A 15,672-nucleotide genomic window follows, 5' to 3' on the forward strand; every position below is an offset into this window, starting at 1 on the left:
GCCCCGGTGCCTGACGGCACCGGGGCCACCAACCCCACCACCTGGAAGGAATGCCCCTGATGCCCGCTCAAGCCTGGGTCACCCTGATCGTCGGCGTCCTCGCCGTCGTCGGCGTTGCCCTGACCGTCCGCCAACGCACCGTGGCCGACAAACGCGCACAAGCCTGGCAACGGATCACCTGGTGCCTCGAACGCACCACCAGCGAGAACGACACCGAAGCCGAACTCGGATGGGACATCTACGCCACCGTCACCGACTCCGCCCTGATCACCCGAACCGAACAGGACGTCCTCGTCGCGGTCTCCGATCGAGCTGCAGCTCGCCGCGCACTGGCGGACCAGGACCAAACCGAGGACACTGAGAGCCAGAACGATCAGGAGGACCCACGATGACCACCACCGAAAAGCGCACCGACCGCCCCGCCGAGCGGCCCCGAGTCGCTGCAGCAGCAGCCCGCGCCTCGATCGCGCTGCGTGAACGCACCGGCCGCGAGGTACCGCAGTGGCTCCGTGACACCGCCGAAGGGCGCCCGACCACCCCACCCGCCGAGCTGACCTGACACAGGCACCAGCCGCAGACAGATAAGGCCCGCCCCCGGACGCACCGGGGGCGGGCCTTCTTCGTTGTCCAGGGACGCGTGTAGGACCGGGCCACCCTGCGGGCGTCCACCGAATCGAACTCCGCTGCGCTCCGTCCTGCGAAAAGACTTCTTGTTTTCCTTCTGGCCTTCCGATTTTGACCGGCGGTGACCTCCGCGCAACCGCCGGCGTCCGCTGCGCTCCCGGCCCCAAGGGGCTCCGCAAACTTTTCACAGACGCCTCCGGCTGAAAACTTTCCGGCCCGACCATTGCACTCCGGCCCCCTCATACCGGTCCAACTCTCCCCTGCCAGAACGGCAAAAAAATTGGCGGGCCACCCGGTTCGCCACGTTGAGCAGGGGAGCGCGAGATGCCCAAGACCACCGCCCAGAAAGCCCACAGCAACACCGACACCGACAACTACGGCGCAGTGGTCACCCACACCACCGCCACCATCGTCGGACGCCAGAAAGCCGTGGTCAACGTCCACGCCGCCGCCACCGACGACGCCCAGATGATCGTCACCTTCAACCGCCTGATGATGACCTTCCGCTCCGCCGCCGCAGTCCACGCCTTCATCGCCGGACTGGCCGACGCCCGAACCCTCATCGGCCGCATCGACAACCAAGCACCCCAGCCCGGGGGACCGGGCGACGACTACGCCCGCGCCGCCATGTCCGTCGTCTGGATCGCGCCACCGGAAACCGCCGTCACCCCACGCGAGCAGTACGTCCCCGCACGACGCCGCACCATGCACTGGGTCGAGGTCCACATGGGCCCGGTCACCTGGCGCATCATCGACCGCCTCGGCTACGTCACCATGCTCGACGAGCTCCGCAACGTCCACCGCATGGCCGTCGCGATTTTCACCGACGGCGACCAGTACCTCAGCGATCCCACCACCCTCACCGACGCATTCGACGACGCCGAACGCGAACACCAGGAAGACATGGCCGCACCCTGGCGACGACGCCTCTAAGACTCCCCCAGGCCCCTCGGCCCCGGAACCCGACACGGGTTCCGGGGCCGCGCCGTATCCATCCACAGGGACAGTTTCTATCCCCAGATTCCGGAAAATGCCTGCGCATCGCGGACCTCGCTGGCGCTGGTACGCGATGCTGGAAGCCGAACCCACTATCGCAGCCCGGCTCACCCACCCGAAGGAACACACACCGCCGATGATCACCTGGACCGTCACCACCCGACCCGACCGCCGACCCGAAATCATCACCGACGCAGGAGCAGAACCCAGCCTCGACGCAGCGAAACGAGCTGCCGCCGACGCTGTCCGCTACGCCCTCCTCGACGCCCAGGGCCACGCCGACGCCAGCCCCACCGCCACACCACCGACGTACCTGGTCACCATCGACGGAGCCTGCGCCCTCATCGTCGGGCTCGGCGCCTGCCGACCCGGCAACTACACCGGCGTCCTCGACAACCTCGAACGATTCGACGGCACCGCCACCCACCTGCTCTACCTCTAGAACCATAGAGGACCCGACGACCTGAAAACGTTGCGAGAGAACAACTCTGTCGGTACCCACTGTCATACTCGAGGCCATGCGAATCCGAACCATCGACGGACCACCACTACCGAACGAAATTGCCGAAATGACCGCGCGCGCGATTGCCCTCATCGAGCTAATCGGCAAGCAGAACATGACGGCCACCGACCACACAGCTGATGACCGGGCTTGTCCCTCTCGGTAGTCCCGACCGCCTCCGGTCAACGCCACGAAGCGCTGAACCTGGTTACCCACCGGCGCACTTGCCCACTCTTGACGAAGACAAGCCCCGATCGAGTCGGTCTGCGCGAACAGATCGTTCGATACCCCCTATTTCGACAACCAACGCGGGCGATGGCCCGTCGGCGCGTTTTTCCACCCGCAGCACCTGCATCGACGAGGTCTGATCGTTGACTGTTCCCGCGGTATTACCGAACAAGGATCTCCGCCAGCCTCACAGGCCTCGCGTTGAGGGGATAATTCAACAAAAGGAACATCACCGATTTTCTTGCAGAGCCTTCACTCGTCGCGCAAGCCATGTCGCAAGCGGAGTTCTCTCTCCTCCGCCGTCATTATCGTTGTAGTAGACAATAGGACCGTCATCTCCGACCAGCACGTACCTATCGTTTCCCAGATAAATTTGTCTGTTTGCCAAGTTGTCGGCGCTAATTTCGAGAAAGCCATGCTTCTGTCGCCAAATACGACCGTCCGCGGTTAGAATGATGCGCTCGGTTGTGATGGGCTTTTTTCCTATTGTGTAGCCAGAGGAGCTGAGTAAGTATCCGGCTGGGGTGTATTGGGGTAAATGAAGTGTTCGAGAACTTGCCATTTTAATTCGTGTGGGACCGACAGTCTCATTTAGAAAGTCAGCCGCTTCTTCAAATAGGCGAACCACTTCAGGCACAACCGCTGATGTCTTCGCGAGTTTCTCGTTCAACCTCTTCTTTTCGAGCCTGGCCTGGTCTAGCTCTTCCTGGTCAAGCCGGTTTATTTCATCTCGGAAGTTCACCATGGATGGATGATAGACGGTTCGGGGTTCAAGCGCCCTTGTTCATCCCGACCTGCTGTTGGGTTGAACAGTTGGCCTCAGCAATTTGGAAATCTGGTTCGGCACCCGACGCCTTCGACGAGACCGCCGTCGCCGAGTCGGACGAGGGTGAGGACACCGGGACCGGGGAAGCCGCGTAGCCGGTCGGGGGAGGGTCCGCCGGCCGAGAGCTCCGGCCGGCGGACCAGGCCACCTGCGGTGTCCACCGAATCGAGCTCCGCTGCGCTCCGCACCGATTCGGTGTCCACCGAATCGAGCTCCGCTGCGCTCCGCACTCACAAGAGCAAAGACGTTTTTTCACAGCGGTTCTGGCTCCCGGCGAGCATTCATCACCCGTGGCCGCCGCCTCAACCCCTCGCTCCGCTGCGCTACGGCCAAGGCTCCGAACACTTTTCGTAGAGCAGTCGCTGCGCTCCCACGAAAACTGTCCGAGACGAGGGGTTGCCCCGTCGTCCCCGTGCGCTGATTTCTCTCCTCACGCCAGAAACGGCGAAAAAACGTGGCAGGGCAAAGGGCCAGGCCACCAGTTGAGAAGGGAAGTCACGACATGCACGACACCATCACAGGACCGAGGACGGTGGGACTGCGCACGGCGATCATGGCCGCGATCTGCCAGGTACCGGAGCAGGTCAAAACCCGTGCACTCGCGCAGGTCACCGCCTACACCGAGCAGGTCAACCGGGCCGCAGCAGATCCGAACTCGACCACCGTCGATGCGCACCTCGAGCGGGCCGCGTTCTGGGCGTGCACCGCCCGCGAGCACGGAGCCAGTGAGGCCGAAATCCACGCTGCCCGGATCGCAGGCCACCACCAGGTGGCCACCGCTCAGAAGTAACCCCCAGGCCCGCACAGGCCCGGAAAACAAGAAAACACCGGACAGCTTCTATCTGCCCGGTGTCTCCAACCGAAGAATCTACCAGGGAGAGACACCACCATGACCGCAAGCATCGAAACAACCACCGCCGCAACCGAAGCCCCCACGACCGGCACCACGCCGGTCGTGGGGGCGGGCGAGGAGTTCGCCCGCCTGCACCCAACCGCCCTCGAGGTCGGCCCCAACGTCCGCGACGAGGTCGACACCGACTCGGACGAGTTCCGGGCTGTTGTCGCCTCCATCACCGAACTCGGTGTGCTGCTGCCGATTCTGGCGCGCCGTGACGGTGACCGAGTGGTCGTCATCGACGGCCAGGTCCGCACCCTGGCTGCGATCGAGGCGGGGGAGGAGAGCGTGCCTGTGCTGATTCGGCCTACTGCCAGCAAGGCCAAGGACCGGGAGATCGAACGTCTCACGCAGCAGGTGAGCACCAACGATCGCCGTATTGCGCTCACTCGCGGTCAACGCGCGAAGGCCGTGACCGAGATGTTCGAGCTCGGTCTCTCGGCTACCAAGATCGCCAAGACGATGCAGTACGACAATCGGGAGACCGCCAAAGCCGCTGGCACAGCGGGTCGGTCGCAGACCGCGATCGCCGCCCTCGACGCCGGGCAGCTCGACCTCGAGCAGGCGGCAGTGGTCGCGGTGTTCGATGCCGACGGCGACGACGATGCGGTCGGGGATCTGCTCAACGCCGGATCACGGTTCCGCTCCGTCGCGCAGGAGTTGATTGCGGACCGCGCCGAGCGCAAGGCCCGCGCCGAAGCCGGTACGCCGTATGCGGACAAGGGCCTGACCGTCCTCGCAGACGAGCCGTTCTACGACAGCCCCTACGTCGCCGCTGAGGACTTGGTGACCGCAGACGGAGACCCGATCACCGAGGCCGTCATCGACGGCGCAGCCGAGCACTGGGCGGTGTGGCTGACCCCGAACGAGCAGATCACCCTCACCGCCACCGGAGAGGTGATCGAGTCGGAATCGATCGACTGGGCGACCGAAGGAGCCCCGAAAGCCGTCGCCGCTGAGGGCTACCACCACCGCAAGGACGTCACCGTCGCACAGGTGTGGGAGCCGGAGTACTTCACCGCCGACCCCGACGCCGCCGGTGTGAAGCTCGGACCGATCCTCGCCGCAGCGTCGAGCGAACCCGACGCGTCCGACGACCAGGCCGCAGCCGAGAGGAAGGCACGCGAGAGGAAGGCAGCGCAGGCAGCGCTCGCGGCCAAGGAGGCCGAGAAGGCCGCTCGGCGGCGCACCGTCGCACTGAACAAGGCCAGCGCTGCCGCGACGATCGTCCGCAAGGAATGGCTGAGCAAGTTCCTCACCCGCAAGACCCTGCCGAAGGGGGCCGGGAAGTGGATCACCGAAACGCTCGTCGACGAGCCGGGACTGTTGACCGAGAACAAAGCGCCGCAGTACCTCGCGGAGCTGCTCGGTGTCACCGTGCCCGCCGACACCAGCCCCAGCGCCGGATACCCCGGTGTCGCGGACAAGGCCGCGCGTCGAGCGCTCGCCGCCACGATCGACAAGGCCAGCGAGACCCGAGCGCAGGTGATCCTGCTCGCGCAGATCCTCGCCGCCTACGAAGCACGAGTGAGTGGCAAGGGCAACGACTCCTGGCGGCGCACGTCCTGGGGTAACCAGGACAACTACCTGGGCTTTCTCGACCAGCACGGCCACGTGTTGACCGTCGTCGAGCAGGCCGCAGCGGGAATGCTCACCCCCGAGCAGGCGTACGACCAGCTCACCGCACCCACTGAGTAGGGACCGGGACCGGTGGCGGGTACCTCGACGGTGCCCGCCACCTGCGGCCCCGTCCCCGGCCCGGGTCGAGGGGGCTGCCGCCGCCCGTTATCTTCTTTCTCACCCTCGCACCTGCGGGGGTGGGTCGCTGCTCCGGTATGGCTTCGGCCGCCCCGGACGGAACGCACGTCTACTCGAGTGTTGCCGCCGGAGCAGAGGGCATCGGATCACCGCTGATAGAGGCGTGGCCGAACGAGGGAGCACGCGGCCTGCATAACGTGAGTGACGGGAACCGATGCCAGGACCGCACACGAAACATGTTGATGCGGAGGGCATGTGGACAAGAGACGGTACGACATCTATTGCGGTATCGACGTCGGCAAGAGCGCCCATCATGCGATCGCGCTCACCGCAGACGGCCGACGCGTCCTCAGCCGAGACCTGCCCCAGGACGAAACAATGCTCCGCGCACTGTTCGCCGAGCTCGCGGCACACGGCTCGGTACTGATGGTGGTCGACCAACCCCGCAACATCGGTGCCCTGCCGATCGCGGTGGCTCGCGACAGCGGCATCGATGTCGCGTACCTGCCCGGCCTCCGGATGCGTCGGATCGCGGCACTGTATCCAGGTCAGGCGAAAACCGATGCCCGCGATGCGTTCATCATCGCCGACGCCGCCCGCACCCTGCCCGACACCTTGTTGCCGGTCACCCAGAATGACGACATCGTCGAAGGCCTGCGGATGCTCGCCGGGTTCGACGCAGACCTAGCCACCGAAGAGAACCGAATTTCGAGCCGAATCCGATCAGTGCTGCTCTCGGTTCACCCCGCCCTCGAACGGGCCATCGGCAAACACCTGTACCGACCCGTCGCACTCACGCTGCTGGCCGAGTTCGGAGGCCCGACCGGGTTCGCCGCAGCAACCCCGGCAGCACTGCGACGGGTCGCGAAACGTTCGGCACCGCGCATCGGTGACAAGGTCGCGGACTCGATTATCACTGCGCTGGCGGAGCAGACCGTGATCGTGCCGGGGGCGGAGAAAACGGACTTCGTACTGAAAACTCTTGCGCGGCAGCTGAGCGAGGTACGTCGTGCCCGCGTCGAACTCGAGGAGCAATTCGAGTCCGAACTGAGCAGACACCCGGCCGGGCCGGTCCTGACCTCGATGCCGGGCGTCGGTGTTCGGATCGCCGCCACGATCCTTGTCGAGGTCGGCGATATCGACCGGTTCGACAGTGCCGGCAACCTCGCCGCCTACGCCGGCGTGGCACCCCGCACGCATCGCTCGGGAACGTCGATCCGCGGTGAGCATCGACAACGTGGCGGGAACACCAGACTCAAACGTGCACTGTATCTTTCGGCTTTCGCCTCGCTGCGTGAACCAGCGTCTCGCGAGTACTACGACCGCAAACGGGCAGAAGGAAAAGACCACAGGTCAGCGTTGATCTGCCTAGCCCGCAGGCGCACTACTGTGCTGTATGCGATGCTAAAAAATAGGTCCGCATATCTCGCAAACGGGACGAAAAGCAGAGCGGCGTGAAAACGGTTCTGTCGACCTTTCGATAGTCGCTATCCGTCTCTCTGTCTCCATTAACCGCTTTCACTTTAATGTCCACTTGGTCTGGTATATCGCTTAAGTCGGATTTATTGGGTAATTAACCCGATATTCGAAGACCGAGTTTGCCGAATTGTTACTAACTCTGTTTGGTGTTCTGGCTGCAGCACGCGAATTCGGCCTATACATTTCGGCCTGCCCGATCACTCGAATTCACGTGAGGTGACAATGGAAAAGCGGACAGCGGTGCGGAGATCGCGACCTTGGATCAGAAGGGCGATAGTTATCGGCGTGTCAGGACTGCTGGCGATCGGTGTCACTCCGGCGCACGCAGATCGCCAGATCGGCGGCTACATCGTCGGGGGTGCGATCGAGGTGGAGTACGACAACGCGGGCGGATACAACGTCTTCGGAAACCCCACGACTCCCGAATCCAACGCCGTAAACGGTAAATTCCAAGTTTTCGAGCGCAGCAATTCGATCTACTGGTCGAATGCGACCGGCGCGCAGCAGATCGGAGGAAGGATCCGAGACAAGTGGCGCGATCTGGGTTGGGAGACGGGAGTCTTGGGATACCCGACTACCCGCGAGACCAGCGCCGTCAACGGAAAATTCAACGTCTTCCAGGGCGGGTCGATCTACTGGTCATCAGCGACAGACGCCCACAATGTGCAAGGCCTGATTCGCGATGCATGGAAGAACAAGAACTGGGAAACGGGACCGCTGGGATTCCCGACCACCGACGAGACCGCGCTCTCCAAAAATAACGGCAAATACAACCACTTCCAAGGTGGGTCGATCTACTGGTCTCCGAATACGGGAGCTCACGCGGTTTGGGGAGCTATCCGCGACACCTGGGCGCAAGCAGGCTGGGAAAACAGCTCTTACGGCTACCCGACATCGGACGAATACGACTACCAGGGCGGCAAACGGCAAGACTTCGAAGGTGGCAGCATAAACTACAACACTGGACCGATCTATTACGATCGTGCGGCCGCGGTCGCCTACGCCGAAGCCAACTGGAACAGGAACCCCGCGTCGTATCGAACTTACTCGAACGATTGCACGAACTTCGTTTCGCAGGTCCTGCGAGCTGGGAAGCTGCAGGATCGAGGGTCCGGCACCAGCACGGCAGCGGCGACAAACCCTGCGAACTGGTACGCCGGAATCGACTTCTCTGCGGGATCGGATGCTCCGACCCCTTACAACAGCAACACCTGGTCGCTCTCATTCATGTTGAAGTCCTTCCTACAGCAGACGACATCGAACGGCCGTCCTCTTGCCGAGGAGATCTCAATCAAGGGCACACCCGCTCAAAAGACCGTTCCCATCCTGCCCCCACAGATGCAGCCCGGCGACCTGCTGTTCTACGACTGGGAAAACGACGGAACCATCGACCACGCCTCAGTCGTGGTCGGCAAGTACAACACTGTTACCCCCGACACCACAACCCAGATCTCGAGCACCATCAACATGCATTCCAACAACCGGCAGCATGCTTTTTGGTCTCTGAAGAGCGGTAACCCCACCTGGGTGAACACAAAGGTATTCCTCGTCCACATCAACGACAGCGCAAGGTAGGCCACAATGAAGTACTCACGCTTCGCCACAGCCGTGGCCGCCGCAACCCTCGTCTCCGCTGGATTGCTCGTCTCGGCATCGAATGCCATGTCAGAACCAGCAACCTCGACGCCGACCGTCAGTCAGACAACGCCAGCTACAGAACCGCTACCGGATAGCCAGCCGACGACGACCCCCAGTGCTTCCGCGGACCCCACAACAACAATCACCTCGGCACCAAGCGATGTCCCAACTGGAGGTGCCGAGACAACACCGGTAGTCCCGTCCACAGATCCACCACCGGCACCTGCTTCCGAACCCGGCGAGATTGTTCCGGACCCGCTTCTGCAACCGGGCTGGACCCACGTCGACGTCTCGCCCGAACTCTCTACATTTCTCGCCGACGCCCTGCACTCGACGATGCAGGTTGCGGTCGATATCCCCTCCAACGTAGGAGAGGCGCCCATCGATGCCGCAGAGCAGAAAGGCACCCGAACACTGGAGTCGTTCTTCTCAGGTGACATTCTCGATCGACTACGCGAAAATTTGGCGACCAGTGCCGACTCCGAAGCCTCGGGCGATGTCAACCAAACCAGTGGTGATGTCGTCGTGCGATCCGTCGACAACGCGGCAACGGACGGCACGATCACCCGAGTGCGACTGGCCGTCACAGTGTCGAGCACCGTCGTTCTTTCTGGCGAGAGTGCCAGCGAGGATGCATCATCGGCTGTAGACAAGTTCGTCACCGCGGATGTCACGACCGGATCGGACGGGTCAAAGAAGATTTCGAGTTTGACGTACGAGACACCCGCACTGCCAACTGAGTGAAGGCGACGCCGTGACCCGCAAGACGAAAATTCGCTTGGCCAGTGCGGCAGGAACCGTAGCGGTTCTTTTCGTCGTCGCATTCGGCTACTTCGCGGTCCAATACGGGACCGTGTCCTGGTTCAGTCGACTTCCACCCGAACTACATGTGGAAGGCCGCGAATACCGCCTGAGCAATCTCCCGCCAACTAGCAGCGTCCCGATCGCGGATCCGCCTGCGGTCCCAGAGTGGTACCCCAAGCACCACATGTGGCCGCTCGGGTACGACATCTACTGGCCTCGAGACTACGACACCTCCACCGGCGTGCTGCTGGAATGGAGAGACGGCCAGTTCTACCGCTACACCCTGCAAGGTGGCCCCTAACAGGAAGAACATGCCACTAGGACGCGGCAAACGGCCCGCACATCGGATTCGATGTGCGGGCCGTCCGCCGTCGAGTCTCAGAACTCTGACTCAACGCGAGGAGTTGCGAACGAGATAGAAGCACTCGAGCTCCCCCGCTCGGCGCACCACCACCGGCACCCGCTCCCGATGGCGCGGGCGGCTCACCGCCCGTCAGTGCGCGGCGTTGTACGCCTCTTCGATATCGGCCGGAATCCGTCCGCGATCGCTGATCGGGTGACCTTCATCAGCCGCCCACTGCCGGATCGCCCGCGTCTGCGCCGGATCACGCTTGACTGGTACTCCGGCCGTCGACGGCGTCGACGCGGCAGCGGGGGAGGGCTTACGCTTGCGGCCACCGACCCGCGTCGCGTGTTCGATGTAGTAGTCGAGCTTCTTGTGAAACTCGGTAGCGTTCTTCGCTTTCAGGTCGATCGAGTATTCGACTCCGTTGACCGCGAATTCGATCGTTTCGCCGGATTCGTCGTCGATGACCGTGTTGTCGATATCGTCGACCAATTGAATCGTCACTTGTTTGGCCACAGCCGCAGAACCTTTCATCGACACATTCGCAATGCGTGACCGCATTCCTCTCCGTGCAGGATAGCGAGCGCCGATATGCGCATTCTTCATCGACACGGCAATTCACGCCGCTATCGAGCCGTATTCGATTAACCGCAGTCGGGCCATGCGCACCGAGAAAGCAACTCCGCTCGCGACGTACCTGGGTTTGCATGGACCTTAGCCGTTGCAGTGCAACAGTATTCGTCCGCGTGAACGCGTCCGCACGTCCCCTTCGGGGCCGCCCCATATGGGTCACCATTTTGGTCGTACGAGTCGCCCGAGTCTGACATGCCGGGGACCCCGACCAGTCAACCCACGGTCGCACGCTCCCTCTTCGGGGTTGACAGGCCACCCTCGTCATGTCGATCGGGGACGTCTCATCCGAACCTTTGGAAGGTGTCCCTGTCATGAACAACTGCGAACTGCTCAACGATCACCAGATCATCACCGGCCTGATCGGCAATGCCGCTCAGAGCCCCGCCGAGGATCCGCGGGCGGCCCGGTGGGCCACCGAAGCGCTCGCGCTGGCGCGCGTGCTCGAGCTGCCACTGCTCATCGAGGAGGCCGAAGGAGTGCTCGGACGCATCGAGCACGACACCACCTGCCGGTGGTGCGCCGGGCAGCCGGGCGCAGCCATCCCGGTCGGGTCCTTCTGGTGCACCAACTGAAGCCAGGCCCCACGGGGGTCCCGGTCCCACCACGGGGCCGGGACCCCCCTTTTTTTCGTCACCCAGATCGAGCCCGGGCAAGCCATGCGAAACGCACGTGCACCTGCACGACCTCGCCGCCTCCGGCGCCGCCCCATATGGGTCACCAAAGGGGGTCGTACGAGGACGCCGAGTCTGACATGCCGGGGACCCCGACCAGTCAACCCACGCTCCGCTCTTCGGGGTTGACAGGCCACCCTCGTCATGTCCGATCGCTGCGTCTCATCCGAACCTCGAAAGGAACTCGCCATGTATCCAGATCGCCTCTCCGCCATCGCATCCGCCGCCCACAACCGCGGCGCACGCGCAGCCACCCACAACCTGGGCGGCCTGCACGCGGACATCCACCACGCCACGAAGTTCGGGCAACGCCTCGCACCCGAGCAGCTCGACACCCGGACCTGGGAATGCCTACTCGGCAAACACCGCACCGACGAACCGATCCAGCCACTCAAGCTCTAGCCGGACGGCCCCGCCCACACCGGGCGGGGCCACACCCAGCGCTCATCCATGCTCGTCCAGTCGTTCACACGAATGACTGTTGCCGGAACCAACTCGAGCCCGGCTGCGTCCAAACAGGTATGGACCACGACGAACGAGCAGCCATCCGAGACGAAGGCCACGACCCCGACCACCCAACCGTCCTTCATGCCCTCGACCAGGTCAAACGCACCCTGCATCTGTACCGGCACCTCGCCTGGACGTTCACCGCCGCCGACCTCGACGGCCACGCCATTCACCGGTGATCGGGCCTCACCAGCACATTCGACAGTCGAACACCCGTTCGATACGCTGTCGGTAGTTCTCACCGGCACGGCGAAAGGTCGATCCACATGGCCACCGCCGACGCGATCGAAGACCTCACCGGACTCGACAAGAGCACCCAGCTCGACGTCCTCCGTCGACGCATGGCCACCGTCCCGGGTCGAGGCGACCACGCACCCGCCGACCTGCCCACCATCACCGCACCCGATCGGGCTAAACCCCTCGTGCCCGTCGTCGACGACGATCCGGAACCGCTCATCGCCGCTGTACGCGGCAAAACCCTCCGGACCATGCCCGCGCCCCGACCACTGGCCGAATTGCTCCCACGTCGGGCCCTGGCCCGCGGAACCGCCATCACCGTCACCGGCGCCGGATCGATGCTCATCGCCCTCATCGCCGAAGCATCCGCCGCCGGCCACCACGTCGCCCTCATCGGCCAACCCCGCCTGAGCCTGCTCGCCGTCCACGAACACGGCGGCAATCTCGCGAAGATCCATCTCGTAGATCCCGGATCCACCGACCCTCTCGACGCCGCCTCGATTTGTCTGGACGGGGTCGACCTGGTCGTGACGACCGTGCACGGACGCGACGTACCACCCACGCGCGCAAGAGCTTTGCTCGCGAGGAATCGTCGGCACGGCAGCATCCTGATCCTGACGGACGGGCACATGCCGGGTATCGATCTCACCATCGCCTCCACCGTCCACAGTTACGGCGGCATAGAGCAGGGGAGAGGCCGCATTCGGTCGATCACCCTAGAGGTGGCCGTCCACGGGCGTGGAACACAACACCGCACCGGCCGCTACACCCTCACCGCCCCGAGTTTCGGCGAGCAAGGCCTGCGCTGGACACCCGCACCCGCCGACCAGCTCGCCGGCCGACGGCCACTCGCAGCCGCGCAATGACCACCGACAACGAGGCCGGCATGTTCGACGCCTGGCCCACCACCTTCGAGCCACCCACCCGCCCATGCCCGTGCTCGTGGACGTCGTTGTAAACGCCGGTGAGGTAGATCAAGCTCTCACCGGCGACCGAAACGAACGAGTTCACTACTATCCCTTGAGGTGGTCGAGTGCTTGCAGCGTCGACTCGTCCGCCTCAGGCGTGACCCGGTTCCGTCGGGTCCGATGCGGTTGGCTGCGTGAGTGATTGGGCGAACATCAACAGAATTTCGCTCGGCCCACGTAGATAGGTGAGCTTGTAGACGCCCTCGTAGTTGGCCACGCCACGCAGCGGGTGGTACCCGTGGCGCGCTGCGATCGCAAGTGCGTCGTCGATGTCGTCGACGGAGAAGGCAATACGGTGCATCCCGATGTCGTGGGGCAGTGTCGGCGATGTCTCGATGGCTTCGGGATGGATGTACTCGAACAATTCGATCTGCCCCGACCCGTCCGGGGTTTGCAGCACTGCGATTTTGGCGTGGTTGCCGTCGAGACCGACAGCAGTGTCGGCCCATTTCCCTTTGACCGTATCGCGGCCGAGAACGGTGAGGCCGAGATCTGTGAAGAACGAAATCGTGGCCTCGATGTCGCGTACAGCGATACCGACGTTCTCCAGTCTGATGGTCACCGCTGTCCCCGTACGGGTCCATCGTGAGGCCGTCGCGCCCGGGCGTCGAAGGTTTTCATGGCGAGCCCTTTCTCGAAGTCCGTGATCGTGATGTGGTCACGTCGGGTGTCGAGTCAGTATCACCGAACAACAACATGCCCGTTCCGATCGAGGTCCGTTCTGTTGGCCGGCTAGTCGTAGAGGACATTGGCTCCACGCTGCTTCAGTGCTTCCAGGCCGGCTCGGAACCGGTTCAGATACTCGGGCGTGTGGCCGACCCAGTCGGTCACCTCTCCGGTTACCTTCACCGGTCTCGGGCTCCGGAACGAGTGGGTCGGGTTGCCGGGGAACTTCTTGTCGGTGACGTTCGGGTCGTCTTCGACGTCCCCGTCCGGTTCGACGATGTACACCCGGGGACGTCCCGCTCCGGTGGCCATCTCGGCAGCAAGGACCGCACCGTCCAACACTTTCGTCATGTAGACGTAGTTCGAGGTGTGGTCGGGGCGATAGTTCGACTGATACCCCGGTGTGAGGAAATCTCCTACTCGAAGGTCTGCTTTGGTGCCGTGAAAATAAGCGCCGGATTCGTGTACCTGAAAACGTTCCGGCGTGTCCGCCATGTTTGCCACCGATAGGCCCCCTTCGCTGTTGATGTGCCGGGCGATTGTGCACGAGCTGAGGGGTCTTGTTGCAAGCCCCTCCCTCGGAGCTACAGTCAAGGGGGAACCGTGAATGTGCCGGAGCGCACACCTCGACGTGGTTCGTCTGCGATTCGACATCGGGCGGCATGGCCGCTCAAACGTAGTGCTGCAGGAAGCAACACGGCGGCGACCCGACGAGGACGAGCTACCGTCCTTGCCTCGATCCGACACCTTTGCATTCGACGGTGATCGTCTGATCTGGGAATACCCGCGCCAGACACCCGGCGACGATCAAATCGACCTCGTCGAAGTGATGGAACTCGACGGCACACATATCACCCGACATCGCATCTACTGGGGATGGAAAGGCATCGCGCACATCACAACTCATTGACAGGCAGATGTAGAGGAAACCCGCCGGCGGGCGACCTCCACCGCCAGCAGTGACTCGTAGCGTCTCGGCGACGGCATAAGTTCCGTGGGCCGGTCCAGCGCACAGGTGTCAGCCGAGGACGAAGGCGAGCATGAAACCCGCTGCGGTGCACAGTCCGACCCACCAACCGCCTTCTCGGTAGGCTTCGGGCATCAGTGAGTCGGCCAGCACCGCGATGGTCGCGCCGCCAGCGAAGGCCTGCACTGCGCTGATACCGGTAGGGGGGATGGTGTCGGACAAGGCGTACCCGGCGACGGTGACCGCGACGAGGACCGTGGCGGTGGTGATCCACAAGCTCAGTGCGCGAACGGGACTGAAACCGTGGGCCTGGCGCATGAGTGCGGCACCACTGACTGCTTCGGGGACGTTGCCCACGGCAATAGCGACCACGAGAACCAGGCCACCGCCGGTGGTCAGTGACACCCCCAGCGCTGTGTTCTCGGGAATGCCGTCGAGGACTGTGCCGAGCATGAGGGCCCACCCGATTGCTGCGGGTCCGAGCCGATTCGCGATGAGATGATTGCAGATCACGTATACGCCCGCGCCGGCGAACAGTGCGATACCGGCGATGGCAGCGCCGGCCTGGTGGAAGGCTGGATCGAATAATTCCGAAGACGCGGCGGCGATCATGGTGCCCGCACCGAAGGCCATCAACCCCGCGAGCACGGCTCGCGGGAGCTGCCAGTGCAGCCCTATGGCCGCTCCCACGGCCAAGGGCAGTGCTGTGGCGATCCCGTACAACAATGCAGTCAGCATGTGTCACTCCGATCTACGTTCCCATCATGTCGCTGACGATTCCTCCCCGCAATCCATTGTCGTTGCGCAGCATGAAGTGCACCCCAGGGGTCTACACGGCGACCTGCCTGCGCGTTCGAGCGATACCTGCTATGCCCGCTCGATCGCTCACACCCACCACTACCCGACGACATTCGTCGACCGGGCCTG

General features: G+C 63.5%; 20 protein-coding genes. 13 read left to right on the forward strand and 7 right to left on the reverse strand.

What is annotated here, in order from left to right:
- Positions 1 to 59 precede the first annotated feature (59 nt).
- The 4 genes from ACNEOT_RS25130 (at position 60) to ACNEOT_RS25145 (ending at position 2,062) form a co-directional block, all read left to right on the forward strand.
- Positions 60 to 392, forward strand: a complete 333-nt coding sequence (locus ACNEOT_RS25130; RefSeq protein WP_415977474.1) for a hypothetical protein — start codon at positions 60 to 62, stop codon at positions 390 to 392.
- On the forward strand, positions 389 to 559 hold the full coding sequence (locus ACNEOT_RS25135) for a hypothetical protein (protein WP_165839653.1): 171 nt from the start codon (positions 389 to 391) through the stop codon (positions 557 to 559). The genes ACNEOT_RS25130 and ACNEOT_RS25135 overlap by 4 nt, the downstream gene beginning before the upstream one ends.
- A 389-nt stretch (positions 560 to 948) precedes the next feature.
- Positions 949 to 1,557, forward strand: a complete 609-nt coding sequence (locus tag ACNEOT_RS25140) for a hypothetical protein (RefSeq protein WP_415977476.1) — start codon at positions 949 to 951, stop codon at positions 1,555 to 1,557.
- A gap of 97 nt (positions 1,558 to 1,654) precedes the next feature.
- Complete coding sequence (locus ACNEOT_RS25145) at positions 1,655 to 2,062, forward strand: hypothetical protein (RefSeq protein ID WP_415977477.1); 408 nt, start codon at positions 1,655 to 1,657, stop codon at positions 2,060 to 2,062.
- Between the two features lie 517 nt (positions 2,063 to 2,579).
- Here the strand turns inward: ACNEOT_RS25145 and ACNEOT_RS25150 are convergent.
- Both ACNEOT_RS25150 and ACNEOT_RS25155 read right to left on the reverse strand, forming a co-directional pair.
- On the reverse strand, positions 2,580 to 3,095 hold the full coding sequence (locus ACNEOT_RS25150) for a hypothetical protein (protein ID WP_415977479.1): 516 nt from the start codon (positions 3,093 to 3,095) through the stop codon (positions 2,580 to 2,582).
- A gap of 74 nt (positions 3,096 to 3,169) precedes the next feature.
- Entirely contained in the window at positions 3,170 to 3,406 is a 237-nt protein-coding gene (locus ACNEOT_RS25155; protein ID WP_415977481.1) for a hypothetical protein, read from the reverse strand.
- A gap of 272 nt (positions 3,407 to 3,678) precedes the next feature.
- On the opposite strand from ACNEOT_RS25155, the gene ACNEOT_RS25160 reads away from it, so the two are divergent.
- From ACNEOT_RS25160 to ACNEOT_RS25180, 5 genes are all read left to right on the forward strand, one after another.
- Entirely contained in the window at positions 3,679 to 3,966 is a 288-nt protein-coding gene (locus ACNEOT_RS25160) for a hypothetical protein (RefSeq protein ID WP_415977482.1), read from the forward strand.
- 99 nt (positions 3,967 to 4,065) lie between these two features.
- A complete protein-coding gene (locus tag ACNEOT_RS25165) occupies positions 4,066 to 5,769 on the forward strand; it encodes a ParB/RepB/Spo0J family partition protein (protein WP_415977483.1) in 1,704 nt (567 codons plus the stop codon).
- A gap of 315 nt (positions 5,770 to 6,084) precedes the next feature.
- On the forward strand, positions 6,085 to 7,287 hold the full coding sequence (locus ACNEOT_RS25170) for an IS110 family transposase (protein ID WP_415977484.1): 1,203 nt from the start codon (positions 6,085 to 6,087) through the stop codon (positions 7,285 to 7,287).
- Between the two features lie 306 nt (positions 7,288 to 7,593).
- Positions 7,594 to 8,883: an amidase domain-containing protein gene (locus ACNEOT_RS25175; protein ID WP_415977485.1), complete on the forward strand. Its 1,290-nt coding sequence runs from the start codon at positions 7,594 to 7,596 to the stop codon at positions 8,881 to 8,883.
- A gap of 817 nt (positions 8,884 to 9,700) precedes the next feature.
- A complete protein-coding gene (locus ACNEOT_RS25180; RefSeq protein WP_415977486.1) occupies positions 9,701 to 10,051 on the forward strand; it encodes a hypothetical protein in 351 nt (116 codons plus the stop codon).
- 192 nt (positions 10,052 to 10,243) lie between these two features.
- On the opposite strand, the gene ACNEOT_RS25185 is transcribed toward ACNEOT_RS25180, so the two are convergent.
- Positions 10,244 to 10,612 (reverse strand): histone-like nucleoid-structuring protein Lsr2, encoded by a 369-nt coding sequence (locus ACNEOT_RS25185; protein ID WP_415977488.1) that lies wholly within the window; start codon positions 10,610 to 10,612, stop codon positions 10,244 to 10,246.
- A 428-nt stretch (positions 10,613 to 11,040) separates the two neighbouring features.
- On the opposite strand from ACNEOT_RS25185, the gene ACNEOT_RS25190 reads away from it, so the two are divergent.
- A complete protein-coding gene (locus ACNEOT_RS25190; protein ID WP_415977489.1) occupies positions 11,041 to 11,301 on the forward strand; it encodes a hypothetical protein in 261 nt (86 codons plus the stop codon).
- 288 nt (positions 11,302 to 11,589) lie between these two features.
- Positions 11,590 to 11,802, forward strand: a complete 213-nt coding sequence (locus tag ACNEOT_RS25195) for a hypothetical protein (RefSeq protein ID WP_415977490.1) — start codon at positions 11,590 to 11,592, stop codon at positions 11,800 to 11,802.
- Here ACNEOT_RS25195 and ACNEOT_RS25200 read toward each other — a convergent pair.
- Positions 11,799 to 12,071, reverse strand: a complete 273-nt coding sequence (locus tag ACNEOT_RS25200) for a hypothetical protein (RefSeq protein ID WP_415977492.1) — start codon at positions 12,069 to 12,071, stop codon at positions 11,799 to 11,801. The two genes, ACNEOT_RS25195 and ACNEOT_RS25200, sit on opposite strands and share 4 nt — an antisense overlap.
- 102 nt (positions 12,072 to 12,173) lie before the next feature.
- On the opposite strand from ACNEOT_RS25200, the gene ACNEOT_RS25205 reads away from it, so the two are divergent.
- The gene (locus tag ACNEOT_RS25205) at positions 12,174 to 13,010 is read left to right on the forward strand and encodes a hypothetical protein (RefSeq protein ID WP_415977493.1); all 837 of its coding nucleotides are present in this window, start codon (positions 12,174 to 12,176) and stop codon (positions 13,008 to 13,010) included.
- Positions 13,011 to 13,203: 193 nt separating this feature from the next.
- Here the strand turns inward: ACNEOT_RS25205 and ACNEOT_RS25210 are convergent, their stop codons facing one another.
- Together ACNEOT_RS25210 and arr are read right to left on the reverse strand one after the other, a co-directional pair.
- On the reverse strand, positions 13,204 to 13,674 hold the full coding sequence (locus ACNEOT_RS25210; protein ID WP_415977494.1) for a VOC family protein: 471 nt from the start codon (positions 13,672 to 13,674) through the stop codon (positions 13,204 to 13,206).
- A 170-nt stretch (positions 13,675 to 13,844) separates the two neighbouring features.
- Positions 13,845 to 14,273, reverse strand: a complete 429-nt coding sequence (arr, locus tag ACNEOT_RS25215; protein WP_415977529.1) for an NAD(+)--rifampin ADP-ribosyltransferase — start codon at positions 14,271 to 14,273, stop codon at positions 13,845 to 13,847.
- A gap of 184 nt (positions 14,274 to 14,457) precedes the next feature.
- Between arr and ACNEOT_RS25220 the strand changes: the two genes are divergently transcribed.
- Positions 14,458 to 14,688 (forward strand): hypothetical protein, encoded by a 231-nt coding sequence (locus ACNEOT_RS25220; protein WP_415977495.1) that lies wholly within the window; start codon positions 14,458 to 14,460, stop codon positions 14,686 to 14,688.
- Positions 14,689 to 14,796: 108 nt separating this feature from the next.
- Here ACNEOT_RS25220 and ACNEOT_RS25225 read toward each other — a convergent pair whose 3' ends face one another.
- Positions 14,797 to 15,483 (reverse strand): ZIP family metal transporter, encoded by a 687-nt coding sequence (locus tag ACNEOT_RS25225; protein ID WP_415977496.1) that lies wholly within the window; start codon positions 15,481 to 15,483, stop codon positions 14,797 to 14,799.
- Positions 15,484 to 15,672 lie beyond the last annotated feature (189 nt).

This window comes from Rhodococcus sp. 077-4, assembly GCF_047782425.1.
Taxonomy (GTDB): Bacteria; Actinomycetota; Actinomycetes; order Mycobacteriales; family Mycobacteriaceae; genus Rhodococcoides.